Below are 26,512 nucleotides of genomic sequence, written 5' to 3' on the forward strand. Positions count from 1 at the left end.
GATCATGGCCGGCAGACTGCGCAGCGAGGCCTCGGCCTACCTGCGCCAGCATGCCGGCAACCCGGTGGACTGGTGGCCGTTCGGCGACCAGGCTTTTGAACAGGCACGTCTGCGCGACGTGCCTGTTTTCATTTCCATCGGCTACGCAGCCTGCCACTGGTGCCACGTCATGGCGCACGAATCCTTCGAGGATCAGGCCACCGCGGAGGACCTGAACGAACACTTCGTCAGCATCAAGGTGGATCGGGAAGAGCGCCCCGATGTTGACTCCGTCTACATGGCGGCGACGCAGGCGGTGACCGGCCAGGGCGGCTGGCCGATGAGCGTTTTCGCCCTGCCGGATGGCCGCGCGTTCTACGCGGGCACGTACTACCCGCCGCGGCCGGTGTCCGGCATGCCCTCCTTCAGGCAGGTCCTCGCCGCGGTCTCGGAGGCCTGGGCAGAGCGGCGCAGCGGCGTCGAGGAAAGCGCCGCGGCGCTGGCGGAGGCGCTGGAACGGGCCGAAGACGGCAACCGGCAGCTGCTGGGAGACCTGGTCCAGGTGCCCGACGGCGGATGGACCGGACAACTGCCGGCCCACCTTGAGCAGGCGGTCCGGCTGCTGGCGCAGCAGGAAGACCGGCAGTTCGGCGGCTTTGGCGATGCGCCTAAATTCCCGCCGTCGTCGGTTGTGCAGTTCCTGCTCCGGCACGCGGCCGGCGGCAGTTCCACGGCGGGATTGGCGGACGAGCTCGCTGGGCGGACGCTGGAAACCATGGCCGGCTCGGCGCTCTACGACCAGCTGGACGGCGGCTTTGCCCGCTACGCCGTGGACCGGCAGTGGTCGGTGCCGCACTTCGAGAAAATGCTGTACGACAACGTGCAGTTGCTGCGGGCCTATGCGCAGTGGGCGATGCAGTCCGGGCGGGGGCCGGACCGGGAGCTGGCCGCCGCGGTAGCGTCGCAGACGGCGGACTGGATGGTGGCGCGGCTCGGCCTGCCCGGCGGCGGGTTCGCCTCGTCGCTGGACGCGGACACGGTAGTGGACGGGGTGCACCACGAGGGCGCCACCTATCTTTGGTCGATGGCCGAGCTCGAGGACGTCCTCGGCGCGGACGGGGCCTGGGCGGCGGAAACCATGAACGTCGGCGTCCGGGGCACGGTCAGCGAAACGGGCTCGCCGCTGCATCCCGGACGCAGGCTGGACCCGGCGGAACGCAAGCGGTGGAACGCGCTCAAACCGGCGCTGCTGGAGGTGCGCAACCGCCGTCCGCAGCCGGCCCGGGACGAGAAGATCGTCGCCGGCTGGAACGGGCTGGCGATCGCAGCCCTGGCCGAAACGGCCGAACTGCTGGACCGGTCCGACCTGCTGGCTGCGGCCGAGGCCGCGGCGGACTACCTGCTCCGGGTTCACTTTGACGACGGCGGACGGCTGGCCCGGGTATCGCACGACGGCGCGGCGCAGGGCATCGAGGGGCTGCTGGAAGATTACGCGGGCTGCGCCGAAGGCTTCTTCGCGCTGTACGCGGTCACGGGAGCGGAACGCTGGTACCGGGCTGCAGAGGATTTGGTGTTGCGGACCCGCGAGCTTTTCCTGCGCGACGGCGTGCTCGGCGATTCCGCGGCCCGTCCTGCACAGCTCTCGGCGGCCGCAGGGGAGCGAGGTGCGGCGGATCCACTGGAAAGCGCCACCCCGAGCGGGGCCAATCTTTTCGCCGGAGTGCTGCTGACCTATGCCGCCTATAGCGGATCGACCGGGCACCGCAGGCTGGCGGAGAACCTGTTGCGGTACCTCGAACGAGCCGCTCCCCAAGTGCCGCGGGCGGCAGGCTGGGGCATGGCCGTGGCCCAGGCCATGCTCGCCGGACCGGTGGAACTTGCCGTCGTGGGGGAGACGGATGCGGTAGCTGAACTGGTGCGGGCCGCACGAAAGACCGGGCAGCCGGGCATGGTGGTCGCCCGGGGAAGCGGGGGAACTGGCGGGACTGGCCGGAGCGGGGGAGCCGCCGGGGCAGAAACCGTTGTGCCGCTGCTGGTGGATCGGCCGGCGCCCGCGGAGGGCGCCCTGGCTTACGTGTGCCGGGGCATGGTGTGCCGCCGGCCGGTCGGCACGGCGGAGGAGCTCGTCGCGGAACTCGCCGGCTAGGAAGCGGCGCCGTTGCCCATGACGGCCATCATGATGGCGGCGAAGTGGCAGCTGAAGCCGACCACAGTGAACGCGTGGAACAGTTCATGGAAGCCGAACCACGCGGCCGAAAGGTTCGGCTTCTTCAAACCGTAGAACACCGCGCCGGCAATATAGAAGGCACCGCCCACACAGATGAGGATGGCGGCGGTGGGGTCCGCGGCGTAGAAGTCCGGGAGATAGAAAAGCGCGGCCAGACCAAGGCCGATGTAGACCGGCACATAGAGCCAGCGGGGCGCATGTGGCCACAGCACCCGGAAGGCGACCCCGGCGAGGGCTGCGCACCAGATCAGCCACAGCAGCAGCGTGGCCTTGGGCCGTTCCAGCAATGCCCAGGCCAGCGGGGTGTAGGAGCCGGCGATGACCAGCATGATGTTGGTATGGTCCATCCGCTTGAGGATCAGCTTGGTCTTCGGCTCCCAGTTGCCCCGGTGGTAGACGGCGCTGACACCGAACAGCAGTAGGCCCGTCACAGCGTAGATGGCGGAGGTCAGCTTCCCGGCCGATGTGGGCGCCATGCTAACCAGGATGATGCCTGCGATCAACGCGAGCGGCGTGGCTCCGGCGTGCAGCCAGCCGCGAAGCTTGGGCTTGATGTTCAGCGCATCGGCGACTTCTTCGACGGCAGACTCGAGGGGTCTGTCGTTTTGTTCCGGATCCCGGTCGTAGGAGTCGGGAGGCAAGGTACCGCGAGGAGTCATATGCGCATTCTATTCCAGTGGGATGTGTCACCTCGCCGCCACGTGGAGCAGCATTGCCGCTGCATGAAAGCCCCGCCGCAGGCAACCTGGAACGTGGACCGGCAGCGGAAGCGATAGTATTTTCTCCGTTGGTTGCTGACGAGGAAAGGGCGGGTGCACAGTTGAGACTTCCGGCTGTGGTGTACCGCCTCTACGAACGCAAGCTCCAGCGAACCTTGGCACAGGAGCGGATTCCAGGCCACATCGGCGTCGTCGTGGACGGCAACCGCCGCTGGGCCAAGCTCGCCGGCACCCCCACGCGCGAAGGCCATCAGGCCGGTGCGGAGAAGATTCTCGAGTTCCTCGGCTGGTGCGATGAGCTCGGGGTCAAAGTCGTGACCCTCTACATGCTCTCCACCGACAACATGAACCGTTCCGGTGAGGAACTGGAACAGCTCATGGGGATCATCGCCAACACCCTGGACCGGCTCGGCGAGGGGAAGAACGTCCGGGTGAGCCCGGTCGGCGCGCTCGAAACGCTGCCGGAATACCTCAGCGACAAGGTCTGCCGGCTGGCGGAACAAACCAAGGACGTCGACGGCGTACACGTCAATGTTGCCATCGGCTACGGTGGCCGCCAGGAGATTGTGGACGCGGTCAAGGGCCTGCTCTACACCGCGGCCCGGGACGGCCGGGACCTGAACACCGTGGCGGACGGGCTCGATGTGGATGACATCTCCCGCTACCTCTACACGCGCGGGCTGCCGGACCCTGATCTGGTCATCCGTACCTCCGGCGAACAGCGGCTTTCGGGCTTCCTGATGTGGCAGAGCGCCTACAGCGAGTTCTACTTCTGCGAGGCACTCTGGCCCGATTTCCGGCGCCTGGATTTCCTGCGCGCACTGCGCGACTACGCGAGCCGGCAGCGCCGTTTCGGCGCATAAACAAGCCGGCCGCGCGCCGTCGTCGTTCGTTCACTTTGAGTTATCCACCAGGTTGCCCCAAGTAGTTGTGCGGTAAATAACAGGGGCGTAGTTTTGACCTATCAGTCAGCAAGACCGCAGATTGATCGGGAGGCCACCATATGCCGCTTTTCACGAAGCAGCGGGGGAGGCCGGTAACGGCCAGGTGGCCGGACCGTCTCACCCTGACCCAGATCATTCGGAGCGCCAGCGCTCCGGACGGGAGCTAAAGTGGCCACCACTGAGAACATGAGTCAAGTCGCCGAGACCGGACGCCAGGCAAACGAAACAGATGTTTCTGCTGCGGCGGACGGTCTTTCTGTTGCTGCCCGGACGGCGGCAGAACCGGCCGGCGGAACACCGGAACCTGCGCAGTCCTTTGTGCTGGACACCTCCGTTCTGCTGTCCGATCCGCGGGCGCTGATGCGCTTTGCCGAACATGAAGTCATCCTGCCGGTAGTGGTCATTACCGAGCTGGAAGGTAAGCGGCACGACCCCGAGCTGGGCTACTTCGCCCGCAAGGCGCTGCGGCTGCTGGATGATCTGCGGATTGAACACGGCGGGCTCAATACGGCGATCCCACTTGGGGAAGAGGGCGGATCGCTGCGCGTGGAGCTGAACCACATTTCCCCCGAAGTGCTGCCGGCGGGTTTCCGGGGCGGGGACAATGACAGCCGGATCCTGGCGGTGGCCAAGAACCTGGCGGACGAAGGCAAGAACGTCACTGTGGTCTCCAAGGACCTGCCGATGCGCGTCAAGGCGTCGGCCATGGGGCTGCAGGCGGACGAGTACCGCAACGAGCTGGTCAAGGACTCCGGCTGGACCGGGGTGGCCGAGCTGGACGTGCTCGAAGACGACGTCAACAACCTCTACAACCATGAACCGGTGTTCATTCCGGCGGCCGCGGAAATGCCGGCCAACACCGGCCTAGTCATGCTCTCCAACCGCGGTTCGGCGCTCGGCCGGGTGGGGGCGGACAAGCAGGTCCGGCTGGTCAAGGGGGACCGTGACGTCTTCGGGCTGCACGGCCGGTCCGCGGAGCAGCGGCTGGCGATCGACCTGCTGATGGACCCGGAGGTCGGCATTGTCTCTTTGGGCGGGCGGGCCGGAACCGGCAAGTCGGCGCTGGCGCTCTGCGCCGGGCTGGAGGCGGTGCTGGAGCGGCGCGAGCACCGCAAGGTCGTGGTGTTCCGGCCGCTGTATGCGGTGGGTGGCCAGGAACTGGGTTACCTGCCCGGTTCCGAGTCGGAAAAGATGAACCCGTGGGCGCAGGCTGTCTTCGACACGCTCGGTGCCCTGGTTTCCACCGAGGTGGTGGAGGAAGTGATGGACCGCGGCATGCTGGAGGTGCTGCCGCTGACGCACATCCGGGGACGCTCGCTGCATGACTCGTACGTGATAGTGGACGAGGCCCAGTCGCTGGAGAAGAACGTCCTGCTCACGGTGATGAGCCGGATCGGGCAAAACTCCAAGATCGTCCTCACCCACGATGTGGCCCAGCGCGACAATCTGCGGGTTGGCCGCCACGACGGCATCGCCGCTGTGGTGGAGACGCTCAAGGGCCACCCGCTCTTCGCCCACATCACGCTGACCAGGTCCGAGCGCTCGCCGATCGCGGCGCTGGTCACGGAACTGCTGGAAGGGGCGGAGATCTAGGGGAGTACCTGCGAGGCCGCCGTGTCAGGCGTCTTCGAGTCCGAGGAAGCGGGCCGCCGCGCGGTGGCCCGCTGTCTCCAGACTCCAATCCGGGCGGCGGAATAGATCCGGTGTCAGTCGCATGCGCTGCATGGTGCGCACGTGGTCCCGGCCGGAGGAATGCCGCCAGACGCCGTTGGGCTCATAACCCAGCGACCGGGAGACACCCAGGGACGCGGTGTTGAAGTCGAAGGCCTCCGACTCGGCCACCTCGGCGCCGAGGAAATCAAAGGCATAAAGAACGACGGCGCTGCGCATCTCCTTGCCGAGCCCTTGCCCTTGCGCGGACTGCTTGAGCCACGAACCCGTGCTCACGGTCCGGGTTTCGGCGAAGCTGGTGGCCAGCAGTTCCTGGCAGCCGGCAAAATCGTCCCCCTGCCAGACGCCGAACAGCAGCGACCAGCTGCCGGCCGTGGTCTTGGCCCGCTGGTGCCAGACATGCGCAGCAGTAGTGCGCGGCAGCTCCTCGCGCGGCGCATCTGTCCAGGGGAAGGAGAAGGGCGAGACATCCGGATCATGGATCCCGCTCAACACCGCGTCGACCATCGCCGGGATGTGCTCATCGGCAACCGGACGCAGCTGCAGCCGAGGCGTGGTCAGAGTCAGGCCGAGCACGGGCCAGATATCGGTCAGCTGCGTCATTGGTCTTGTCTACCACACCGGTCCTTCCGCGGCCGCCCAGTTCCGCCAGGTGTCCAGGCTGCCCATTCAGACGGGAGGCGGCCGGCTTAGACGGGCAGGCTGACCAGGACCTCGGTACCCTGCCTCGGAGCGGTGCGCAGATCCAGACGCCCACCGGCGGCCGACACGGTGTCCTGCAGGATCTGCAGTCCAAGGTGGCCTTCCGGGGCTCCGGCCGCCCGCTCGAAGCCTTCGCCGTCGTCGTACACCGCCAGCTGGAGCCGGTCACCGCTTAGGCTGAGTTCGACGCTGATCACGCTGGCACGGGCATGTTTGATGGCATTGGTGATGGCTTCGCGTGCCGCACGGTACAGCAGGGCCGCCTGCTGCGCGTCCGGTGCGGGGTCGCCGACGACCCGCAGGTGCCACTCGAGCCCGCGGGCACGGACCGGATCACCGAGGCGTTCAAGGGCGCCGGCCAGACCCAGGTCGGCAAGATCCGGCGGGTACAGCTCGGTGGTGATGCCGCGCAGAGCGCTGATGTTGTCTTGGACCAGCGCCCGGGTCCGGGCGAGGAACTCCTTGGACGGCGGCTGGTCCTGCAGTTCGAAGGACTCCAGCGCGTAGGCCACGCCGGACAGATCCTGGATGACATCATCGTGCAGGTCGCGGGCGAGCCTCTGGCGTTCAAGTTCAGAGGATTCGATGGCGCGCTGGAGCAGCTGACGTCGCGTGGCGCTGTCCCGCTGCAGGCGGCGGGCCATCCGCAGAGCCGGGACCAGCTGGACGAGCTGGAGCACTGCGAGGGCACCGAGCACCGGCGGCAGGATTCCGAGCATCATCTCCCGCTCGTCGGCGCGCACTTCGTCGGGCTGGTAGTACGTCTCGTACAGCACAGGCTCACTGCCGGCGGTCCCGGTGGCTACATAGACTTCCAGCATCTCGCCCTGACCGCTCTCGAAGGTGTTTTCAAAACCGGTCTGGGGTTCGAAGTGGGCGATGCCGGGGTGGCTACCGGCGAGAAGCTCCTGCTGCCAGGGCTGCAGATCGAACTGCTGGCCGATCAGCGAGCGTTCGTCCGAGTAGATGATGAGGCCATCGGAACTCCACACCTTGATCCGCAGTATGCGGTGGCGTTCAAACCGTGGCTGAAGCAGCCGGTCCAGCCGGTCCAGCGCACCGGGCTCGCCGGCCAGCAACCGCTCATCGATGAACGGGGCCACGGCGAAGTCAGCCGTGCTTTGGGTTCTTTCGATCGCATGGTCGATGGCTTGCTGGCGTGAGATGGCGCTGGCGCCGATGACCACGGGAACCACCACAATCAGCAGCGTCGCCAGGCTGCCGATGAGGAACTTCCAGATCGCCCGCCGCATCTCGGAGTTCTCCGGAACCAGATGGGGCGCCTCCGGGTTATTCGTGCCGGTGGCGCCCAAGGCCGCCGCCGCCAATGGCCATCGCCGTATTCTCGTCCGGCGGCCGGAAGCGGGCGCAACGGTAACGCGCTCGGGCGAAAACGGTCTTGCCGAAGCAGGGCTCACGGAAGCGGGCGCTGGTGATGGCGGCGCTGCCGAAGCGGACTTCGTCGGAGCGGACTCTGTCGGAGCGGACTCTGTCGAAGCGGACTCCGCCGAGAACGGGACTTCAGCACTGATCTCGTCCGCGGAGGCTGCGTCGCTTACCCCGCGGGCCCGGCTAGCCATCCCTGTCCGCCGTCAGGAGCCCCAGACGTCCGGCGACGGCCACGGCTTCAAGCTGCGTGTGCGCGTCCAGCTTGGCCAGGATGGATTTCACATAGCCGCGGCACGTGTTTTCCGTGATGCCCAGATGCTTCGCGTTGGCCCGCACGTCGTGGCCGGCCGCCATCAGCCCCAGTACCTGACGCTCCCGCTCGGTCAGCGACGGCGTGTCCGCGGGCTGGGAAGTGGAAGCCCTGCTGGCGATCGCCAGCAGGGACGGATGGATCACCAGGGAACCTGTGCGGGCATGCCGCAGGGTGTCCAGCAAGGTGGCCAGCGAGCCGTCCTTCGGCAGGAAGCCGCAGATTCCGGTGATGGCCGCACGTCCGAGGATTTCCGGTGACGGATCCCCTGTGAGCACGATAACGCGCGTCAAAGGATTGTGCGCCAGTATCTGCTCTGCAGCGTCCAGCCCGTTGCCATCCGGCAGGTGGTAATCCATCACCACCACGTCTGGTTCCAGCGAGCGGCACAGTTCGACGCCGTCTTTGGCGCTGCCCGCGATGCCCGCGTTCTCCAGATCTTCCTGCCGGTCCAACGCATCCGACAACAGTTCCGCAAATGTTGTGTGATCATCAACAACTACAACACGGGCTATATCCCGTGCTTTTTCTTCGGTCATAGCAGTGTCCCCAACCCAAGCCCCCCGACACGGTCATAGAGTGAGTATGCTCTATCAGCGTGCGCTTGTACATAGCTTCTTTGCGGCAGCACCGTGGTTCTGCACCGCCGCCAGGGGTCTGTTACAGACTTTGACGACGGCGCAGCCTGCCTGTTGCCGCGCTCGCACCGTCAGCGGTGCGGACCTGGTGCTCAGCTAACCGCGAGTGCTTTGTTCAGGAACGAATTGATGACCCTGCTGGCCGATTCGTGGTTGCTGCCGGTCCTGAAGCCGCGCGTCCGCGAGTTCGCCGCTGCCATCGCGCTCTCGCGCAACGACTGGGCACGCATCCGCTCGTTCAGGTACAGCAGAGCCTCCAGGACCTCGGACAGTTCGCCGTCGGTCTCTGCGGTTTTCTGCAGCAGCCGCACGTGCGCGTCCCGGAGGGCGGGGCCAGGGGCGCAGCCGAGGTCACGGTCCAGCAGCCGCCGGCACTTGTCGTAGGCTTGCAGGCCTTCGGCGTAACGGCCGGCGCTTTCCAAGCTGGTGACCAATGCGGACCAGGCCCGTTCGTTCAGCGGCTCCGATGCCACCGCGTGTTCGGACCACTGGACAGCTTCGTGTGCCTGCCCCAGGCCGGCGGCGATTTCGGCCGCCCGGATCTGGGCAGCGGTTACAGCGGCCGTGTGGTGGTCGCGTGCGTCTTCGGCCCATTCCGGGGTGAGCTCGTCGCTGAGCAACGTTCCGGAACCGGAGTTCAGCGCCTGCGTCAGCGCGGCGTAGGCCTGCTGCGGGCTGCTGTGCTCAGCGAGGTCCACCAGGTCATTGAAACGAGCCAGGTCGAGTTCCACCAGGGACGGTTCCAGCAGGTAGCCGCCGTTGGCGGTACGCAGCGGGCCGGTCTTGGCGCAGCCTGGCTGCAGATTGCGTCGCAGGACGCTGACGTAGCTTTCGAGTGTGGCCAGGGCCTCGCCCGGAGGCCGGCCGCCCCACAGCAGCTCAACGAGTCGGTCTTTGGAAACCGGAGTACCCAGTTTCAACAGCAGAATTTCGAAGATCTGCCTGGGCTTCGGACCGCCCAGCGTGGCTGCCGTCAGAACGGCGTCGCCGCGGCGGACTTGAAGATTACCGATGATCCGAACAGAAATGGGCATGCAATGCCCGGCTAACATTTGCTCCACGATGTCCCCCTCGTAGGTAGCACCCCCAACGAATGCTGGTTCCATCCTCCAGTGCGTCCCTATTCTGCAACAGCCCTGATTGGGGTTAGTCCATTACCCCAATTTTGGGGGTGGTGTACGTCACATCCCGTTTCGAGGTTTTTCCCAAGCCTGTCCAGCGAGAGTGGCTCTACACCTTGATCCTGCAAACGGCCCACGGATGGCCCGGCGCCGGCTCAGGGTGCGGCGCCTGAGAGCGCCATCCTGGTAAGACCCCGGACCCCGGTTGCCCGCCCCCAACAGCCGGGGTCCGGGCCTGCCTGTACGGCAGGCGACCCCCCAAGATCTGGCAGTGCCTGCCAGGCGTGCGGTCACGCGGTGTGCGGTTGCAGCGGCCAAGGGATGTGCTCGCGCACATCGGTCAGGTTCATGCTGACCTCAACGAAAAGGTCATCGAGCATGTATTCGTCGACGCCAAGGATGCGGAGGGTGTGGCCGCTGCCGGCATCCGGCCCATCCAGTGCCGCCGCGGAAACGCAGACACCGGTCTGCCAGTCGATCCGTACCAGCGAGCGGCCCGGCCCGATCAGCGGGTGCGCAGGGTCAAAGGGCTTGTAGGTCCGGTTCGGCGAGACGACGGCTTCGAGCGCCTTGCGGCCGTTGTAGTCCACTTCCGCAAGCGAGAGTATTTCCACGACGTTGGCGTAGGGGACTTCGAACGACACGGGTGCATTGCCTGCCAGCTCCACCGGATCCAGCATCGCGGACCAGCGCCCGTTGCCGAACACCGGCTCACCATAAGCGGCCTCCGGTCGCCGTCGGACGAGGTTGATGTCGTTGTACACCGGTGTCACCAGATGCGGCGGCAGCAACCAGGACTTGCGGGTAGCGCTGACGTAGAAGCCGCCCTTGGAGTCGTTGATGCCCGTGGTGCTGAAGAGCAACCGGCCATCCGTCGTCTCCACCCGGAGGGCGGACGGTCGGCGGGTCCAGGCGCGGAGCCCGGAGCCGGTGCCGTCGTCGGCAGTAGTGGGACTGGTCGCGGTGCCTGTGTCGGGGGTTTCGGCGTCGTCGTTGGCGTGTACCGCGGGGTCATGCGCGAAGACTTCGAAGCGCAGCGTTTCCCATTTCCACGGCGAGGACCGGCACAGGCAGCGGAAAAGCTCCGCGCCCTCGGCAGAGACATCGTCGACACGGTTCAGAATCTCCCCGGCATCCATATCCACAGTGTAAGACTTCACACTGCACCGCGGGCCGGGCGGTGAAGTACGTTGGGAGCTATGATCCAGGAACTGGCCCGGCTGTGGAGCGTCCACCCGCTGGCTTTCGCCGCGCTGCTGGTTGCCGCGGTCTACCTGGTGGCTACCGGCGCCCTGCTGAGCTGGATCGATCTGCGCACCCACCGGCTGCCCAACCGCATCGTCTTCCCGGCCTACGGGGTGGCGGGAATACTGCTAACGACGGCGGCGCTCGCCGCGGGCGAGCCGGGCCGGCTGGTGCGGTTGCTCGCCGGGGGAGCGTTGCTGTGGATCTTCTACTTCGCGGTTCGTTTCGTATACCCCTCAGGGATGGGGTTCGGTGACGTCAAGCTGGCCGGGGTGTTGGGGCTGTATCTGGGCTACTTCGGCTGGGGGCACCTCCTGGGCGGGACCTTCGCCGCGTTCCTGCTGGGCAGCCTGTACGGCGTGGCCCTGCTGCTGGTCCGGCGCGGAACCCTGAAGTCCAACATCCCCTTCGGCCCGTTCATGATCCTCGGCGCCCTCGCGGCGGTGGCGGTCCCGCTCGGCTTATAGGCTTGGAACCATGCCTACACCGGACTTCATTCTGCAACTGCGCGAAAAAATCGGCCAGGACCTGTTGTGGCTGCCCGGCGCCACCGCGGTCGTGCTGGATGACAACAACCGGGTGCTGCTAGGGCGGCGCGCGGATAACGGCATCTGGACGCTGATCACCGGGATCCTGGAGCCGGGGGAACAGCCCGCTGTCGGGATCGTCCGGGAAGTGTTCGAGGAAACCGGCGTGGTGGCGGAAGTGGAGCATCTGGCCGAGGTGTTCGCCGGCGGTCCCATGGAGTTCGTCAACGGCGACCAGGCCCAGTTCCTGACACTGAATTTCCGCTGCCGGTACGTCTCGGGTGAGGCACGGGTGAACGACGACGAGTCCTCCGAAGTGGGCTGGTTCGCCTTGGATGACCTGCCGGAGCTGCCCGACTACCACCGTGCCCGGCTGAGAGCTGCCATGCGGGCTAACGGCGTGCCGGAATTCGTGCGCTGAGCGTGCTGGCCGTTGGGCCGCAGGCCGTCCGGCGGCGAGCCCGGCCCGTGTTACCGGCTGGGCTCGCTGCTGTCCGGAGATGAACCCGCACTCGCGCGGTTTCCGGCGTCGACGAGATCCCCGGCGTCGTCGTTGGGATCCTTGGAAGCGCCGGGATCCTTGCGCCCGGCCTGGGCGGCTTCCCGCTCGGCCTCCAGGCGCACGGCTTCCTCGCCGCCGATCGCCTCGCCGCGGGCGACCATGCCGGCCACGTCGGAGAGCGGGATCTGCTTCATGGTGATGGCCAGCACGAGGGCAATGACCAGGAAGGGCACCAGGTACCAGAAAACCGGCGCAAGGGACTCGGCGTAGGCGGTGACGATGCCGTCCTGGACCTGCTGGGGCAGTTGGCTCATTGCCGCCGGCTCAAGGGTTGACGTGGCGTTCGCCGCAGCTTCGGGCGAGGCTCCGGAGCCGGTGAACACGTCGGTCAACGACTCCGACAGGCGGGAGGTGAACATCGCGCCGAAGATCGCCACGCCCAGGGCCGCCCCCACCTCGCGGAAATAGTTGTTGGAGCTGGTGGCGGTGCCGATCTGGTCCACCGGGACCGAGTTCTGGACCACGAGGACCACTACCTGCATGATCAGGCCGAGGCCGGCGCCGAACAGGAACAGCTGGGCGCAGACGACCCAGATCGGGGTAGCTGCCTCGAGCGTCGTCATCCACAGCATCGCGGCGATCACCACGGCGCTGCCGGCGATTGGGTATGCCTTGTACTTGCCGGACTTCGTGATCGCCAGGCCGGACCAGATGGAAGTACCCATCATGCCGACCATCATCGGCAGCATCAGCAGGCCGGAGACAGCGGCCGAAGTGCCGGAGGACATCTGCAGGAACGTCGGAACAAACGCCAGCGCGGCGAACATGGCCACGCCTAGGGTGAAGCCGATGGCCGTGCTGTTGATGAAGATCGGGTTCTTGAACAAGCTCAGCGGGATGATCGGATCCTCGGCTTTGCGCTCCACGAGGACAAACGCGACGGCGGCGAGCAGCATCCCGGCACCGAAGAGCCAGGTCAGCGGGGCGCCCCAGCCGTAGTCGTTGCGGCCACCGAAGTCGGTGAAGAAGATCATGCAGGCGGTGGCTGCGGACAACAGTACGACGCCGGCAATGTCGATTCGTTTCTCAGCCTTCTTGTTCGGCAAGGTCAGCGCGAAGTAGGCGATCAGGAAGGCAATAATGCCGATGGGAATGTTGATGTAGAAGGCCCACTGCCAGGTCAGATGGTCCACGAAGTAGCCGCCGAGCAAAGGACCGGCAACGGCTGAAAGGCCGAAGATGCCGCCGAGCGGGCCCATGTACTTGCCGCGTTCATTGGCCGGGACGATGTCGGCGATGATGGCCTGCGAGAGGATCATCAGGCCGCCGCCGCCCAGGCCCTGCATGGCGCGGAAGACCACAAAGGTCCAGAAGTCCGGGGCGAACGCGCAGCCCACCGAGGCCAGCGTAAACAGCGCGATGGCAAAGAGGAACAGGTTGCGTCGGCCCATAACGTCGCCGAACTTACCGTAGATCGGCATCACGATCGTGGTGGCCAGCAGATACGCCGTGGTAATCCAGGTCTGGTGTTCCACGCCGCCAAGCTGGCCGACGATGGTGGGCATCGCCGTTGAGACGATGGTCTGGTCAAGGCTGGCCAGCATCATGCCGGCGATCAGCGCGGAGAAGATGATCCAGATGCGTTTCTGGGTCAGCAGCAGCGGGCCCTCGGTCCGTGCAGCGGTTGCGGTCATGAAGGTTCCTTGGTGAGGATAGTGGCTGCAGACTCAGGGTTGCCTGCGGCGACTGGGCGGTCAGGTGGTTGTCGTGTGGGCTGCCGGGTGGATGATTGCGCGGACGGCGTCTACCGCATCGGTCAGGACCTCGCGGTAGCTGCGGGTGTTCCAGGGCGCGAAAAACTCTTCGCCGGCCTGCTTGGAGATGGCGGTCATTACGCCGACGGCGAGCCGGATCCGCAGGTCTTGAGGCAGCAGGCGTTCCCGCGCTGCCAGCAGTTGGGCGAAGGCTTCCTCGGCCTTCTGGGACCCGTGGACGGCCTTGTCCAGAAGTTTAGGTTCGGCCGTGATGGCCTCCCGGAGCCGGACGACGTCATCCCGGCTCATGGCCAGGCGGTCCATCATGGCGCAGGCGAGTTCGATGAAATCGGGCAGCATGGTCGGCGAGATTTCGTCGGCGGGAAAACCGGCTCCACCTTCGACGAACACACGCGCCAGCGCTTCCGGGATGTGGTCCATCGGGTCGCCGAGGATGGCGTCCTCTTTGCCAGGAAAGTAGTTGAAGAACGTGCGTCGGGAGATGCCGACGTCTTCGCAGAGTTGCTCGATGGTAAATCCGTTGACGCCGTGCGCGGCGGTGAGGGAGCGCGCGGCGTCGGTGATGGCCATGCGCGTTGTCGCGCGTTTGCGCTCGCGTCTCCCGCCGCCGTCGTCCCTTGTACTCTCTGCCACCGTCAAATTTTTGCACTTTTAGCGTGATAGTGCAATTTAGTGGGATGCGCCACAACAGCAGTGAAAGAGCGAAGCACGCGACAGTACAGCAGGGGGTCGGGCAGCACTATAGGGCGTCAGGCGGCACAGCAAAGCGCCCCCGGTCCGGTGTGGACCAGGGGCGCTGCCAGGTTGCGCCGGTGGCGCTATCTGTTGTGCTTGCTTGAGCTTACTTCTGGGGCGGGGTGGTCATGGAAAGTACGTCCAGGGCCTTGTCCAGCTGCTCTTCGGTCAGTTCGCCGCGCTCGAGGAAGCCCAGGGCCACGACGGCCTCGCGGACGGTCAGGCCTTCCTTGACCGCGTGCTTGGCGATCTTGGCAGCGTTCTCGTAACCGATGTACTTGTTCAACGGGGTCACGATGGACGGCGAAGCCTCGGCCAGGAAGCGGGCGCGCTCCACGTTGGCGGTCAGGCCGTCGATCATCTTGTCCGCCATGACGCGGCTGGTGTTGGTCAGCAGGCGGATGGACTCGAGCAGGTTGGCCGCCATGACCGGGATGCCCACGTTCAGCTCGAAGGCGCCGTTGGTGGAGGACAGGGCGATGGTGGTGTCATTGCCGATGACCTGGGCGGAAACCATGATGGCGGCCTCGCAGATGACCGGGTTGACCTTGCCGGGCATGATCGAGGAGCCGGGCTGCAGATCCGGGATGGCGATTTCGCCGAGACCGGTGTTGGGGCCGGAGCCCATCCAGCGCAGATCGTTGTTGATCTTCATGAACGAGTAGGCGATGTTGCGCAGCTGGCCGGAGGCTTCGACCAGGCCGTCGCGGTTGGCCTGGGCCTCGAAGTGGTCGCGGGCCTCGAGCAGCGGCAGGCCGGTGTCGGCAGCGAGCAGCTCGATCACGCGGGCGGAGAAGCCGGCGGGGGTGTTGATGCCGGTGCCGACGGCGGTGCCGCCCAGCGGGACCTCGGCGACACGGGGGAGCGAGGCGTTGATGCGCTCGATGCCGTAGCGGACCTGCGCGGCGTAGCCGCCGAACTCCTGGCCCAGGGTGACCGGGGTGGCGTCCATCAGGTGGGTGCGGCCGGACTTGACGACGTCCTTGAACTCCACGGCCTTGCGCTCCAGTGAAGCGGCCAGGTAGTCGAGTGCCGGGATCAGGTCATTGATCAGTGCGGACGTGGCGGCAACGTGCACCGAGGTGGGGAACACGTCGTTGGAGGACTGCGAGGCGTTGACGTGGTCGTTGGGGTGGACCACCTTGTCGCTGCCGGACTCCTTGAGCGAGCGCGAAGCCAGCTCGGCGAGGACCTCGTTGGTGTTCATGTTCGAGGACGTGCCGGAACCGGTCTGGAACACATCGATGGGGAAGTCGCCGTCATACTTGCCGGAGGCGACCTCGTCGGCAGCGGCTTCGATCGCCTTGGCCAGCTCGCCGTCGAGCACGCCGAGTTCGGCGTTGGCGGTAGCGGCGGCCTTCTTGATCCGGGCCAGCGCCTCGATGTGTGCGCGCTCGAGCGTCTTGCCGGAGATCGGGAAGTTCTCGACGGCACGCTGGGTCTGCGCGCGGTAGAGAGCGTTTACCGGGACGCGGACCTCGCCCATGGTGTCGTGTTCAATGCGGTACTCAACGGAGTCGGCAGTAGTGGAAGTCATGCCCTCAGTTTCTCCCACGGCGTTAGAGCGCACCAAATCCTGAGACAAGCTCGGCCCGGCCTTCGGCGAGCCGGTAGGTGACGCCGATGACGGCAACTTCGCCCTTGTCGACGGACTCGGAGATGACGCGCGAACTGTCCACCAGCCGCTCCGCCACCTGCTGCACGTGCTCGACCACTATGTCGTTGACTTCCTCGAAGCCGTTCCGCCGGGCGGCGAGGACCGAGGGAGTGATGCGTTCGACCAGGTCACGCAGGAATCCCTTAGGCATTTCGCCCGTGTCCACGGTCTGTTTGGCGGCGGTCACCGCGCCGCAACTGTCGTGGCCGAGCACCACGATCAGCGGGACATCCAGCAGGCTGACGCTGTACTCCAGCGAACCGAGGACCGCGTCGTCGATGACCTGGCCGGCGGTACGGACCACGAACGCGTCGCCGAGGCCCAGATCGAAGATGATTTCGGCGGCCAGCCGGGAATCCGAGCAACCGAATATTACGGCGAAGGGATGCTGCTGGTTGACCAGCGAACTGCGGCGGGAGGCGTCCTGGTTCGGGTGGTTCGAGGAGCCGGAAACGAAGCGCTCATTGCCTTCGCGGAGCTTTTGCCACGCCAATGCGGGGGTGAGGTCAGTAGTCACCCTGCTTACTTTACTGACCCGAGCCCGAGGGGGTGGTTCCGTTGCAGTGCATTACGCCGGTTACTTTTCGGCCGGCTCGCTCTGGGCCAGCTCCTCCACGACGGCAGTGCCGAGGGTGTCGAACTCGTCAAGGTCCGCACCGCCGCTGAGGATCACGGTGAAACCGTTCTGCTCCAGCACCAGGTGCTTGCGGTCGTCGCCGCGGTCGCGCAGTTCCCAGCTTTCCCCGCCGGCTTGGCGATCGCTCGTGATGGGCGCGTTGTCGGTTGTCTGCGCGATCCAGGTGGGATTGGCTTTGTCCGTCTGGGTCAGGGCGATGTGCTGGCCCTTGGGCGTGAGGTAGCCGACCTCCCATGCGGGGACTGCTCCGGTGCCGCCGGTGCTCCAGCGGGCGTAGTTGGCGCGCCATGGCTCCGGCAGTTCGAGCGCCAGCGGCTCGTAGCCTGCGGTGGCCGCGGCCTGCGATGCCGTGCCGGGAACGTCAATGTTACGTTCGTAAACCTCGGACTTACTGGCCGGGTTCAGGAAGAAGATCGGCAGGAAGATCGCGATGGTCAGGCCCAGGGCAATCAGCATGCCGGTCACGGTGGCATTAGCGCGTTTGGCCTGTTTTGCCGTCAGAACCGGGGTTGCGGCAGGCTGGGCTGAATCTTCGGGGCGTACTTCACTCACCCCTCTATCGTCTCTTAAACTACGGCACCCTCGCACCGCCGTCGTGCTTTGAAGGGGTTTGGGCTGCGCTGGATAAGTCGGACGTGCCTGTCATCACAGAGTCGGCGGGCGCCCCGGCGACTATGATCAGAAGTACAGGAAAACCGATGCAGTCCCGATCGGAACTGCGCCCAAGCCACTCGAAGATGAGGTTCTCGTGTCCAAAGCCGCACCGGCCGCCCAGTATTCAACGCTTTCCCCGTCCCTGGCTGTCGCCGACGATGGGCCGGACCGCAACCTGGCCCTGGAGCTCGTCCGCGTGACCGAAGCCGCCGCCATCGCCGGCGGCCACTGGGTTGGCTACGGGGACAAAAACACCGCAGACGGCGCCGCCGTGGACGCCATGCGTTCCTTCCTCTCCACCGTCCACTTCAACGGTGTTGTGGTGATCGGCGAGGGTGAAAAAGACGAAGCACCCATGCTCTACAACGGCGAGAAGGTCGGCGACGGCTCCGGTCCCGAGGTGGACGTGGCCGTGGACCCGATCGACGGCACCCGCCTGACCGCGCTGGGCATCAACAACGCGCTGTCCGTGCTGGCCGTGTCCGAGCGTGGCAGCATGTTCGACCCCTCGGCCGTGTTCTATATGGAGAAGCTGGTCACCGGTCCCGAGGCCGCGGACCTGGTGGACCTGCGCCTGCCGATCAAGCAGAACCTGCACCTGATCGCCAAGGCCAAGAACAAGAAGGTCAACCAGATCAACGTGATGATCCTGGACCGCGACCGCCACAAGCCGATGGTCGAAGAGATCCGCGCAGCCGGCGCCCGCACCCGCTTCATCATGGACGGCGACGTGGCCGGCGGTATTGCGGCCGCCCGCGAAGGCACGGGCATCGATGTCCTGATGGGCATCGGCGGCACCCCGGAGGGAATCGTCACGGCGTGCGCCATCAAGTCCCTCGGCGGTGTCATCCAGGGCCGGCTGTGGCCCACCAACGACGAGGAAAAGCAGAAGGCGATCGACGCCGGCCACGACCTGGACCGCGTGCTGACCACCAATGACCTCGTCACCAGCGACAACTGCTACTTCGCCGCCACCGGCATCACCGACGGCGACCTGCTGCGCGGCGTCCGCTACGCGCCCAACACCGTGCGCACCCAGTCCATCGTGATGCGCTCCAAGTCCGGCACCATCCGCTTTATCGACGGGGAGCACCGCGCCGACAAGTGGGAAGGCTACGAGCGCAAGCACTAGGCTGCCACGGCGCTCCCGCACCCAGAAAACCCGCTCCGGCTCAGGCCGGGGCGGGTTTTCTTATGGTGGCGGAGCTTATCTGCCCACGTTTAGGCCTAACTGTCCAAGTTTAGGCTTCAAGCAACGCGCTGACCTGCAGCGATGTTTTGGCGCCGTTTTAAACATGGGTCGCTAGCGGGGTAGCGGCCGCCCAGCGCAGGAGCTGAGGGGCCGGGAGCCCCGTCAGCGGACGGCAGTCAGCGGCCGAGCTTGGCGCGCACCTTGTCCAGCGCCGGACCGGCTGCGGAACGTGCCTTCTCCAGCACGGGGCCGGCTCCGGTGCGTGCCTTGTGCAGGGCCGGCACTGCGGTATCGCGCAGCTTGCGGGCCAGGCCGTAGGCGGAGTACATCAGCTTGTTGACCGGCAGGTCCCAGGAGCCCGGGTAAGCCACCTCGAAACCGCCGAACGAGCGCTTGAAGCGGGAGAAGCCGGCCCAGGCATGGTCCGGTTCGTCCTCGGGGGAAACGCCCCACATATCGAAGCGGGTCATGCCGGAGGCCTTGGCGTCCATCATCATGGTGACCACCAGCGGGATGCCCGCGTTGAGCTTTCGGTAGGTGTCGTCGGCGGCCGCATGGGCGTAGACGCGCGTAGTCTCCGTGTCGTAGGACAGGGCCGCGGCGATCGGAGTGCCCTCCAGCTTGGCGATGAAAAGCTTGGCATTGCCGGCCGGGACCAGGGCCTCGGCGGCGCGGGTGAGGTAGTCATCGGACTGCGCCTTGAAGTCGGCCCGCTCCGACACGTCATGCAGGAAGCCCAGCAGGATGGAGATGTCCTTCGGATCGGTGGAGATCTCGAAGGTCACGCCCTTCTTGTGGATATTCCGGTAGAGGTTCCGGCTGGTGCTGCGCATGTCGGCCAGGATCTTGTCTTCGTCCTGGGTCAGATCCACCATCCAAGTCAGGTGCGGCTGGACGTCGGTGGGCGCCTTGACGAGTCCCAGTCCTGCCAGCTCGGCCTCGGCGTCGGTGCCTGGGCCGGAGGCCAGACCCGAGTGGATCGGTTCCACGCGCACGTAGTGGGCGCCCTCGGCCTTTGCCAGCGCGGCCAGGGCGTCGAGCGCGCGGGTCAGGGCCTGCTTGTCCTCGGCGGCGGGTCCGTACGGCACGTAGAGGTAACTGCCCAGCGGGGTCTTCTCGTGGATGGCCAGAAAGGAGTAGCCGTCCCCGGTGGACTCGAAGACTTTCTTCCCGAGACTGCGCTGGAACTCGGCCCAGGCGGCGGACTGCAGGATGGAGGAACTCATGCGTCGATATCCGTTCGTTGATTCACTGAACTTCATAGACTTTCATAAAACTCGGCGAATTCGCTGGCATTACCTGCGCAGGTGACCGCGAAAAGGACGGCGGGGGAGTCCGTGTTGAGCACCGGATGGACCAGCACGGGCTGTTCCGAAGCCGGGATGAACGCCGAATCTCCGCGGTGCAGGGTCAGATCCGTAACGGGCGAGTCCAGCAGTGCGCTGCCGCTGACGGCCAGCACCACAACGGGACCATGCTGGGCCAGCGGTACGGGCGTGTCGCCGTCGTTAATCTCGATGCGCTGGAGCTGGAACTCGGCGAACGGCGGGCAGTAGAGTTCCTGGCCGGCGTCCGTCAGCTTCCGTTCCACCCGGGGAGGTTCGATCGGGCGGAAATCCGTGATCTTGAGCAGCTCGGGGATGTTGATGTGCTTGGGAGTCAGCCCGCCGCGGAGCACGTTGTCGCTGGTGGCCATGACCTCGATGCCGAGGCCGCGCAGGTAGGCATGCACATTGCCGGCCGGCAGGCTCAGGGCCTGGCCCGGCTGCAGCGTGGTCAGGTTCAGCAGCAGCGAAATCAGCGTGCCCGGGTCCTGCGGGTAGAGCTCGGCCAGCCAGCGTACCGCGGCGAATTCCGGCCCGGTTTGCTCTTCGGGGACGGCCGCCAGCACCGCGGCCGTGTTGTCGACCAAGGCAGCGGACTCGGCGCCGCCTTCGAGCAGTGTCACGAAGGCGCCGCGGATGGCCGCGGATTCATCCGGGCCCTCGAGCGACTTGATCACCCGTTCCAGCAGGGCGGTGTCCGCGTCCGCGGCACTGAGCTTGCCATGGAGTCCACGGAAAAACCGGACGGAATCCTGCGGGTGCCGGAAGCCGCACAGGGCCTGGAACTCAGTCAGGGCGAAGAGCATTTCCGGCTTGTGGTTGTCGTCGCGGTAGCTGCGTTCGGGGGATGACAGCGGGACCTTGGCGGCGTTCTCGGCCGCGAAGCCCTGGCGTGCCTGCTCCAGCGTGGGGTGGACCTGCAGCGAGAGCGCCTCATCGGCGGCCAGGACCTTGGTCAGGAACGGCAGCTTGGCGCCGAACAGGGCGAGCGCGTTCTGGCCGAGCGCCAACCCGGGGCCGTCGTCTATGAAGTCCGTGAGGGGCTGCTCATCGCCGTCGGGCAAATGGACCGACGACGGCGAGTCCGGGTGGGCTCCGATCCACAACTCCGCCTCGGGACTGCCTGAGGGTTCGCGGCCGAACAACTCGGCAATCGCCATCGGCGATCCCCAGGCATAGGGCCGCAGAACATTGGTCAGCCGGTACATTGTGGAGCCTCTTCTCTATGCAGGTACCTGAACGTGCTGGTGCGGCGTCTTCGATGCTAGGGCACCGAGCATTCCCCGTTCCCGCGCACGATCGACGAAAGCGTTGCCGAGTCGCCGATGACGGCCAGTTGTTGCAGGTACTCCTCGGTGATCTCCGGAGTCTGTTCAGCCGGTGTCTCGGCCGGGGCGGCTTCGGCGCCGCCGTCGTTAGCCGAAGTGTCCTCCGCGGTGCCGCCCGAATCCGCGCCGCCGTCGTTGTTTTCCCCGGCGCCGGAGTCCGAACCGCTGTCCGGCTTGGAGCCCGCGTCGCCGCCAGCTTCCTTAGTCTCCTCTTCCTGGATGAACATCTCCTGAACACGAGGGTGGATCTGGCTGAAGTCCGGGAAGGTGACGAAGTTGTCCGAGGGGGTGCCGAAGTCCGGCGGGCCGATGGTCAGCCGCTTGATCTTCTGCCCCTTGGCGTCCGCCGCCAGGGATACGAAGCTGCCGAGCTGTTCGCTGGGAATGTCCGTCTCCACGACCTCTTCGCCGGCGGAGGCCAGCTGCTGGAAGCGGGTCAGCACGGTGGCAGGGTCAAGCTGCTTGACCATCGCGGACATCACGCACTGCTGGCGCTGCACGCGGTCATAGTCGGTGGCGAATTCGCGCGAGCGGGCGTACCAAAGCGCGTGGTAGCCGTCCAGCTCCTGCACGCCGGGGGCGATCCAGCCCTTCGGCGGGTAGTGCTGGTTGGTGCCGGGGATGGTGCGGTCAGAGATGGGCACCCAGCCGCCGGCGTCCACGGTGATGCCGCCCATGGCGTCCACGAGGGCCTCGAAGCCGCCCATGTCCACCAGCGCGTAAGCCTGGATTTCGATGCCGAGGATTCCGCTGACCGCATCCTTCATGGCTTCGGCACCCGGGTTTTTGGCGTCCGGGTAGAGGTCCGCATGGTTCTGCTCCACGTCCACGTAGAGCGCGTTGATGATGCACTCGTCGCCGCAGTTGAAGCCCTCCGGGTAGACCGCATGCATCGGCGAGTCCTCGGGGAACGGGGCGTTCTGGAAGTTGCGCGGGATGCCGAACATGACGGTCTGGCCGGTCTTGGCGTCCACGCTCACCACCTGGATGCTGTCCGGGCGCAGGCCCACACGGCCGGCCCCGGCGTCGCCGCCCATCAGCAGGAAGTTGTAGCGCCCGTCCACCGGATCGAAAGCCGGGCGGGTCTCGAAGATGGTGCCCAGCGTGCTGCGTCCCACGTTCATCAGGTAGGCGCCGTAGCCCAGCGTGCCGGTGGTCAGCGCCATCAGCGCCACCAGGCAGACCGCCACAATGGGACGCATGCCCGGCGCGAGCAGGCCGGGCCGGATGATCCGCAGCGTGTCCAGGAACAGGAACCCCCAGAACAGCGCCAGCGCCGCCAGCACGATGACCAGTACCAGCGAGCCCCAGGGGTGGGTGGCGATGTTGACCAGCGTCGGCCAATTCACCAGGGCCACGATGCCCGCGGCGATCAGCAGCGCCCACACGGTAAAGGTCACCCGCAGCGCTTTGTGGCCGAGATTGCGGTTGCCCGCCACCAGCTGCGCGCTGCCCGGGATGAACAGAGTCAGCAGCAGCAGGATGAACGCGCGCTTGGTCCGGACCGGGGCGGGCGCGCTCTGCGGGTAGCGGACCGGATCGGTGACGCCGTAGCCATCGTCGCCGCGATTGCCGCGGCGCGGACTGTCCTGTGGGGCGATGCGCGGCGTCATGACAATTTTGCCCGCAGGGCTTCACCCTTGTCGTACGCGCTTTGGCGCAGCTCAGCGGCGAAGTCAGCCAGCTGCGGCTGCAGCCGGGCGGCAAGGTCATCGGTTCCGGCGGCCAGCATCCGGACCGCCAGGAGCCCGGCGTTGCGGGCACCGCCGATCGAGACGGTGGCCACGGGAACACCGGCGGGCATCTGCACGATGGACAGCAGCGAATCCATGCCGTCCAGCATCTTCAGCGGCACCGGGACACCGATGACCGGCAGTGTGGTGACCGATGCCAGCATGCCCGGCAGGTGCGCGGCGCCCCCGGCCCCGGCGATGATGGCGCGCAACCCGCGGCCCTGGGCCTCCTTGCCGTAGCGGATCATGTCCTCGGGCATGCGGTGCGCGGAGACCACATCGGCCTCGTACGGGATGCCGAATTCTTCCAGCGCCGCGGCTGCAGCCTGCATGACGGGCCAGTCCGAATCGGAGCCCATTACGACGCCGACAATCGGGTTTTCGCTCATAAGTTGCCTTCCTGCGGGTCTGCCCCGGCGCGCTGCGGGTCTACCCCGTCGCGGATGATCGCGGCCACCCTTGCGGCCTTGGTGCGCAGCACGTCTACGTCCGAAGCGTGCCGGCCCACCACATTAACATGTCCGATTTTGCGGCCCGGACGCACCGACTTGCCGTAGCCGTGGACCTTGACGTCCGGTTCGGCCGCCAGCGCCTGCGGGTAGGCGCCGAACAGATCCGTGTTGGCTCCGCCCAGGTAGTTCTTCATAACGACGACGGCGCCCAGTGCCGTCGTATCGCCCAGCGGCAGGTCCAGGACCGCGCGCAGGTGCTGCTCGAACTGGCTGGTCACGCAGCCGTCCATCGTCCAGTGGCCGGTGTTGTGCGGGCGCATGGCCAGCTCGTTGATGACGAAGCCCTGGCCCTGGCCGGGGGTCTCGAACAGTTCGGCGGCCATCACGCCGGTGACTCCGAGCTCCTCGGCGAGGCGCAGCGCGGCCTGCTGGGCGGCCTCGGCCACCTCGGCGGAAAGTTCCTGGGCCGGGGCGATGACCTCGTCGCAGACGCCGTCCACCTGGATGGTGTGGGCCACCGGCCAGGGCTTGGCTTCGCCGGAAGGCGTGCGGGCCACCAGCGCGGAGAGCTCGCGGCTGAAATCCACCTTGTCCTCGGCCAGCAGCGGTGTCCCGGTGAACCAGTCAGCGGCAGCCGCGGCAGCGCTGGCGTCGTCAATCATGCGCACGCCCTTGCCGTCATAGCCGCCGCGCGGAGTCTTGAGCACCACAGGCCAGCCCGTCTGCTCGCCGAACGCGACCAGCTCCTCGACGGTGGAAACTGCTGCCCAGGCCGGGTTGGGCAGGCCGAGCTTTTCGACGACGCCGCGCATGATGAGCTTGTCCTGTGCGTGGATCAGGGCATCCGGTTGCGGCTGGACATTGACGCCCTCGCCGATCAGGGTCTGCAGGTGCTCGGTGGGGACGTGTTCGTGATCGAAGGTCATCACATCCAGGCCCTGGGCGAACTGGCGCAGCGTGTCCAGATCCTTGTAGTCGCCGACCGGAGCGTTGGCCACGGCCGCGACCGCGGAGACGTCTTCTGCCTCGGCCAGGACACGGAGTTCGAAGCCAAGGGCTACTGCACAGGGGGCCATCATGCGGGCTAGCTGGCCGCCGCCAACAACGCCAATTACTGGGAAAGTCACGTAGTTAGCGTACCGAACCACATCCCCGATAGCCCTATCCCCGGCCGTGCGGCACTGCTAACCTTCGCTGACCCGGCCCGATGTCCTAGGAAACATTCAGCCGCCCGACTTAGAATGGGGCCTCGGTGCCATCCGGTGCTGCCCGTTGAGGAAAAGGATCCCGCTGAAGCTCATGCAGATAACGATCGCCGACCGTATCCGGGGCCTGATCTCCCTGTTCTGGCGGGAGGTGGCGAAGTTCGGGACCGTCGGCGGCGTGGCTTTCGTCATCGACAACGGCCTCTACTGGTGGCTGATCAACGGCCCCATGTCGGACAGCGAGGTCAAGGCGCGCCTGGTTTCGGCGTCGGTGGCCACACTGTTTTCCTGGGTGGCCAACCGCTACTGGACGTTCCGCGACCGGCGCCAGCCCAACCCCGTCCGCGAACTGATCATGTTTGTAGTGATTAACGTCATCGGCATGCTCATTTCGGCCGGGTGTGTCTGGATCGCCAAGTACCCGCTGGACATCGAAGGCCGTACCGAGCTGCTCATCGCCGGCATCTTCGGCACCGTGGTCGCCACGGTCATGCGCTTCTTTGCCTACCGCTTCCTGGTCTTCAATGCCGAACTGGATGCCGAGCCGGAGTTTGCGCACGACCACGAGATCTTCGAGCACGAGCATGCCGGTGCAGGGCATGACCGCGTTGAAGAACGCGGCGGCCGCGGGCACGGCGGAGCTGCAGGCGGCGGAACCGCCACCGGTGGAATCAGCCCAAGCGAGAATGAGCGTCGCGGATTCAGCTCTGACGATCAGTCACTCGACAGCCAGGCCCGCGATGGACACGTGGCCGGCCCCGGCCCCCGGCGCCCCCAGCCGCCGATCTAGAGCTGCTCGGTGATCCGTTCGTTGGCCACCAGCTTCGCCGTGTCGTGCACCGACTGGTGGCACAGCACCACGGTTCCGCCGCCGAGCCAGGTGGCCACGGCCTCGGTCAAGGTGGTGAACCAGTCCGACTTCGTGGGAATCAGGATGTTGCGGCTGACAGGCTCGCGGTGCAGCAGCGCATCAAAGGTGAGCGAGCCGCCGTCGTACTCCAAGGCCGTTGCCGAGTTCTCGGCCGAGCCCATTCCCATAAACACGTCGCCGTAGGAACGCACTTCGGCTGCGTAATCCAGCACGCCCTCGGGCAGCGCACCCGGCCAGCCCAGCGCCAGCGCGCCCTCGGCCACAGCAACCTGGTACGCCGGGCCGCCGCCCAGCCGGTCCAACTCATTGCTTACGACGACGTCGGGCTCCGTGCCGCCGTCGTCTCCGGCTGCGTCCACGGTCAGCGTGGCGCCGGTCTGCCAGCCGGCCAGCGCCCACACCACGGACCGCCAATGCGGCGGCATGGCCAGCCGGATGACCGTCCCGGGCTCGGCGTCCAGTTCCTCCGAGAGCAGGTTCGCCGTCTTCGCAACCCAGTTGTCCAGCACCCGGCCGGAGAGCTCCACTCGTTCGCCATCCGGGCCGTACCAGATGAGCGCGGGGGAGGAGTCCGGGCGCAGGACTGCCAGCAGTTGGTCGATGGTGCTCACTGAATGCACGGGTGCTCCTGAAGGTGGGTCGGTACGGTTGGGCTTGCTTCCAGCGTATCTGCAGGCACTCGAGCGGGCATCGGGGCGGGACTGCTTCACCGCCCGCTTTCCACACATCACATCCGCCCCGCTGACACCACAAGCCACGAGTAGTAAATTGGGCTGCAGCTTGCGTATTCCTTGAGCTGACGGGCCTTCCGGCGCGCCGGGCAAACCCACCCACGCTTTCGGGCGTGGCGTACACGCTTTTTTGCCGTCGGAGTCGATAAGATTCCCGCTTTGGCTTGACTTGCACGACTTACACCAATGTAATTAGGTATCGGATTTGTAACAGCAATGAAGACGCAGCGGCTGTTCAGGCCA

Annotated in this window: 23 protein-coding genes and 1 pseudogene; 7 read left to right on the forward strand and 17 right to left on the reverse strand. The window is 66.2% G+C overall.

Going from position 1 to position 26,512, the window contains the following annotated elements; all coding sequences use genetic code 11:
* Positions 1-4 precede the first annotated feature (4 nt).
* Entirely contained in the window at positions 5-2,125 is a 2,121-nt protein-coding gene (locus J5251_RS10395; protein WP_208573904.1) for a thioredoxin domain-containing protein, read from the forward strand.
* Here J5251_RS10395 and trhA read toward each other — a convergent pair.
* Complete coding sequence (gene trhA, locus J5251_RS10400; RefSeq protein ID WP_208573905.1) at positions 2,122-2,865, reverse strand: PAQR family membrane homeostasis protein TrhA; 744 nt, start codon at positions 2,863-2,865, stop codon at positions 2,122-2,124. The genes J5251_RS10395 and trhA overlap by 4 nt on opposite strands.
* A gap of 161 nt (positions 2,866-3,026) precedes the next feature.
* Here trhA and J5251_RS10405 point away from each other — a divergent pair, with 161 nt between their 5' ends.
* Positions 3,027-3,788, forward strand: a complete 762-nt coding sequence (locus J5251_RS10405; RefSeq protein WP_139005205.1) for an isoprenyl transferase — start codon at positions 3,027-3,029, stop codon at positions 3,786-3,788.
* A 267-nt stretch (positions 3,789-4,055) separates the two neighbouring features.
* The gene (locus J5251_RS10410) at positions 4,056-5,462 is read left to right on the forward strand and encodes a PhoH family protein (RefSeq protein ID WP_244250942.1); all 1,407 of its coding nucleotides are present in this window, start codon (positions 4,056-4,058) and stop codon (positions 5,460-5,462) included.
* Positions 5,463-5,486: 24 nt separating this feature from the next.
* On the opposite strand, the gene J5251_RS10415 is transcribed toward J5251_RS10410, so the two are convergent.
* The 5 genes from J5251_RS10415 to J5251_RS10435 all read right to left on the reverse strand — a co-directional run bounded on the left by J5251_RS10415 (position 5,487) and on the right by J5251_RS10435 (position 10,839).
* The gene (locus tag J5251_RS10415; protein WP_208573906.1) at positions 5,487-6,143 is read right to left on the reverse strand and encodes a GNAT family N-acetyltransferase; all 657 of its coding nucleotides are present in this window, start codon (positions 6,141-6,143) and stop codon (positions 5,487-5,489) included.
* A gap of 86 nt (positions 6,144-6,229) precedes the next feature.
* Entirely contained in the window at positions 6,230-7,570 is a 1,341-nt protein-coding gene (locus J5251_RS10420) for a sensor histidine kinase (protein ID WP_208573907.1), read from the reverse strand.
* 244 nt (positions 7,571-7,814) lie between these two features.
* Positions 7,815-8,480, reverse strand: a complete 666-nt coding sequence (locus J5251_RS10425) for a response regulator (protein ID WP_139005208.1) — start codon at positions 8,478-8,480, stop codon at positions 7,815-7,817.
* Positions 8,481-8,671: 191 nt separating this feature from the next.
* Positions 8,672-9,613, reverse strand: coding sequence for an AfsR/SARP family transcriptional regulator (locus tag J5251_RS10430; protein WP_240793059.1), 942 nt, complete (start codon positions 9,611-9,613; stop codon positions 8,672-8,674).
* A 377-nt stretch (positions 9,614-9,990) separates the two neighbouring features.
* A complete protein-coding gene (locus J5251_RS10435) occupies positions 9,991-10,839 on the reverse strand; it encodes a hypothetical protein (RefSeq protein WP_208573908.1) in 849 nt (282 codons plus the stop codon).
* A gap of 60 nt (positions 10,840-10,899) precedes the next feature.
* Between J5251_RS10435 and J5251_RS10440 the strand changes: the two genes are divergently transcribed.
* A complete protein-coding gene (locus tag J5251_RS10440; protein WP_139005210.1) occupies positions 10,900-11,412 on the forward strand; it encodes a prepilin peptidase in 513 nt (170 codons plus the stop codon).
* A gap of 10 nt (positions 11,413-11,422) precedes the next feature.
* A complete protein-coding gene (locus J5251_RS10445; protein ID WP_139005211.1) occupies positions 11,423-11,893 on the forward strand; it encodes an NUDIX hydrolase in 471 nt (156 codons plus the stop codon).
* 50 nt (positions 11,894-11,943) lie between these two features.
* On the opposite strand, the gene J5251_RS10450 is transcribed toward J5251_RS10445, so the two are convergent.
* The 5 genes from J5251_RS10450 to J5251_RS10470 all read right to left on the reverse strand — a co-directional run bounded on the left by J5251_RS10450 (position 11,944) and on the right by J5251_RS10470 (position 17,330).
* Positions 11,944-13,668 carry an MDR family MFS transporter gene (locus tag J5251_RS10450; RefSeq protein ID WP_208573909.1) on the reverse strand — a complete coding sequence of 575 codons (1,725 nt, stop codon included), beginning with the start codon at positions 13,666-13,668 and terminating at the stop codon, positions 11,944-11,946.
* Between the two features lie 60 nt (positions 13,669-13,728).
* Complete coding sequence (locus tag J5251_RS10455; RefSeq protein WP_208573910.1) at positions 13,729-14,382, reverse strand: TetR/AcrR family transcriptional regulator; 654 nt, start codon at positions 14,380-14,382, stop codon at positions 13,729-13,731.
* A gap of 208 nt (positions 14,383-14,590) precedes the next feature.
* Positions 14,591-16,021, reverse strand: a complete 1,431-nt coding sequence (locus tag J5251_RS10460) for a class II fumarate hydratase (RefSeq protein ID WP_208573911.1) — start codon at positions 16,019-16,021, stop codon at positions 14,591-14,593.
* A 22-nt stretch (positions 16,022-16,043) separates the two neighbouring features.
* Positions 16,044-16,658, reverse strand: a complete 615-nt coding sequence (locus J5251_RS10465) for a carbonic anhydrase (protein ID WP_208573912.1) — start codon at positions 16,656-16,658, stop codon at positions 16,044-16,046.
* A 60-nt stretch (positions 16,659-16,718) separates the two neighbouring features.
* Positions 16,719-17,330, reverse strand: coding sequence for a DUF4245 domain-containing protein (locus J5251_RS10470; protein ID WP_208573913.1), 612 nt, complete (start codon positions 17,328-17,330; stop codon positions 16,719-16,721).
* Between the two features lie 196 nt (positions 17,331-17,526).
* On the opposite strand from J5251_RS10470, the gene glpX reads away from it, so the two are divergent.
* Positions 17,527-18,564 carry a class II fructose-bisphosphatase gene (glpX, locus tag J5251_RS10475; RefSeq protein WP_139005217.1) on the forward strand — a complete coding sequence of 346 codons (1,038 nt, stop codon included), beginning with the start codon at positions 17,527-17,529 and terminating at the stop codon, positions 18,562-18,564.
* A gap of 236 nt (positions 18,565-18,800) precedes the next feature.
* Here the strand turns inward: glpX and J5251_RS10480 are convergent, their stop codons facing one another.
* Genes J5251_RS10480 through J5251_RS10500 form a run of 5 tightly spaced genes read right to left on the reverse strand, consistent with a single transcriptional unit; the run spans position 18,801 to position 24,589 of the window.
* Complete coding sequence (locus J5251_RS10480; protein ID WP_208573914.1) at positions 18,801-19,850, reverse strand: lipid II:glycine glycyltransferase FemX; 1,050 nt, start codon at positions 19,848-19,850, stop codon at positions 18,801-18,803.
* Between the two features lie 32 nt (positions 19,851-19,882).
* Positions 19,883-21,157 (reverse strand): mannose-6-phosphate isomerase, class I, encoded by a 1,275-nt coding sequence (manA, locus tag J5251_RS10485; RefSeq protein WP_208573915.1) that lies wholly within the window; start codon positions 21,155-21,157, stop codon positions 19,883-19,885.
* Positions 21,158-21,213: 56 nt separating this feature from the next.
* Complete coding sequence (locus J5251_RS10490; protein WP_208573916.1) at positions 21,214-22,890, reverse strand: LCP family protein; 1,677 nt, start codon at positions 22,888-22,890, stop codon at positions 21,214-21,216.
* Positions 22,887-23,399, reverse strand: a complete 513-nt coding sequence (purE, locus tag J5251_RS10495; RefSeq protein WP_074699217.1) for a 5-(carboxyamino)imidazole ribonucleotide mutase — start codon at positions 23,397-23,399, stop codon at positions 22,887-22,889. Before purE ends, J5251_RS10490 begins: the two co-directional genes overlap by 4 nt.
* On the reverse strand, positions 23,396-24,589 hold the full coding sequence (locus tag J5251_RS10500) for a 5-(carboxyamino)imidazole ribonucleotide synthase (RefSeq protein WP_208573917.1): 1,194 nt from the start codon (positions 24,587-24,589) through the stop codon (positions 23,396-23,398). Before J5251_RS10500 ends, purE begins: the two co-directional genes overlap by 4 nt.
* A 172-nt stretch (positions 24,590-24,761) precedes the next feature.
* On the opposite strand from J5251_RS10500, the pseudogene J5251_RS10505 reads away from it, so the two are divergent.
* A pseudogene (locus J5251_RS10505) lies at positions 24,762-25,268 on the forward strand (GtrA family protein); the annotation flags it as partial.
* A gap of 185 nt (positions 25,269-25,453) precedes the next feature.
* On the opposite strand, the gene J5251_RS10510 reads toward J5251_RS10505, so the two are convergent.
* Positions 25,454-26,158, reverse strand: a complete 705-nt coding sequence (locus tag J5251_RS10510; protein ID WP_244250619.1) for a TIGR03089 family protein — start codon at positions 26,156-26,158, stop codon at positions 25,454-25,456.
* Positions 26,159-26,512: the final 354 nt, after the last annotated feature.

This window comes from Arthrobacter crystallopoietes, from assembly GCF_017603825.1.
GTDB classification, from domain to species: domain Bacteria; phylum Actinomycetota; class Actinomycetes; order Actinomycetales; family Micrococcaceae; genus Crystallibacter; species Crystallibacter crystallopoietes_B.

What these genes read in the sequence shown, in the direction of transcription:
- J5251_RS10395 (WP_208573904.1), top strand. Translation starts at nt 5, where the DNA reads ATGGCCGGCAGACTGCGCAGCGAGGCCTCGGCCTACCTGCGCCAGCAT.
- trhA (WP_208573905.1), bottom strand. Translation starts at nt 2,865, where the DNA reads ATGACTCCTCGCGGTACCTTGCCTCCCGACTCCTACGACCGGGATCCG.
- J5251_RS10410 (WP_244250942.1), top strand. Translation starts at nt 4,056, where the DNA reads ATGAGTCAAGTCGCCGAGACCGGACGCCAGGCAAACGAAACAGATGTT.
- J5251_RS10415 (WP_208573906.1), bottom strand. Translation starts at nt 6,143, where the DNA reads ATGACGCAGCTGACCGATATCTGGCCCGTGCTCGGCCTGACTCTGACC.
- J5251_RS10425 (WP_139005208.1), bottom strand. Translation starts at nt 8,480, where the DNA reads ATGACCGAAGAAAAAGCACGGGATATAGCCCGTGTTGTAGTTGTTGAT.
- J5251_RS10430 (WP_240793059.1), bottom strand. Translation starts at nt 9,613, where the DNA reads ATGCCCATTTCTGTTCGGATCATCGGTAATCTTCAAGTCCGCCGCGGC.
- J5251_RS10435 (WP_208573908.1), bottom strand. Translation starts at nt 10,839, where the DNA reads ATGGATGCCGGGGAGATTCTGAACCGTGTCGACGATGTCTCTGCCGAG.
- J5251_RS10440 (WP_139005210.1), top strand. Translation starts at nt 10,900, where the DNA reads ATGATCCAGGAACTGGCCCGGCTGTGGAGCGTCCACCCGCTGGCTTTC.
- J5251_RS10445 (WP_139005211.1), top strand. Translation starts at nt 11,423, where the DNA reads ATGCCTACACCGGACTTCATTCTGCAACTGCGCGAAAAAATCGGCCAG.
- J5251_RS10450 (WP_208573909.1), bottom strand. Translation starts at nt 13,668, where the DNA reads ATGACCGCAACCGCTGCACGGACCGAGGGCCCGCTGCTGCTGACCCAG.
- J5251_RS10460 (WP_208573911.1), bottom strand. Translation starts at nt 16,021, where the DNA reads ATGACTTCCACTACTGCCGACTCCGTTGAGTACCGCATTGAACACGAC.
- J5251_RS10480 (WP_208573914.1), bottom strand. Translation starts at nt 19,850, where the DNA reads ATGAGTTCCTCCATCCTGCAGTCCGCCGCCTGGGCCGAGTTCCAGCGC.
- manA (WP_208573915.1), bottom strand. Translation starts at nt 21,157, where the DNA reads ATGTACCGGCTGACCAATGTTCTGCGGCCCTATGCCTGGGGATCGCCG.
- J5251_RS10490 (WP_208573916.1), bottom strand. Translation starts at nt 22,890, where the DNA reads ATGACGCCGCGCATCGCCCCACAGGACAGTCCGCGCCGCGGCAATCGC.
- purE (WP_074699217.1), bottom strand. Translation starts at nt 23,399, where the DNA reads ATGAGCGAAAACCCGATTGTCGGCGTCGTAATGGGCTCCGATTCGGAC.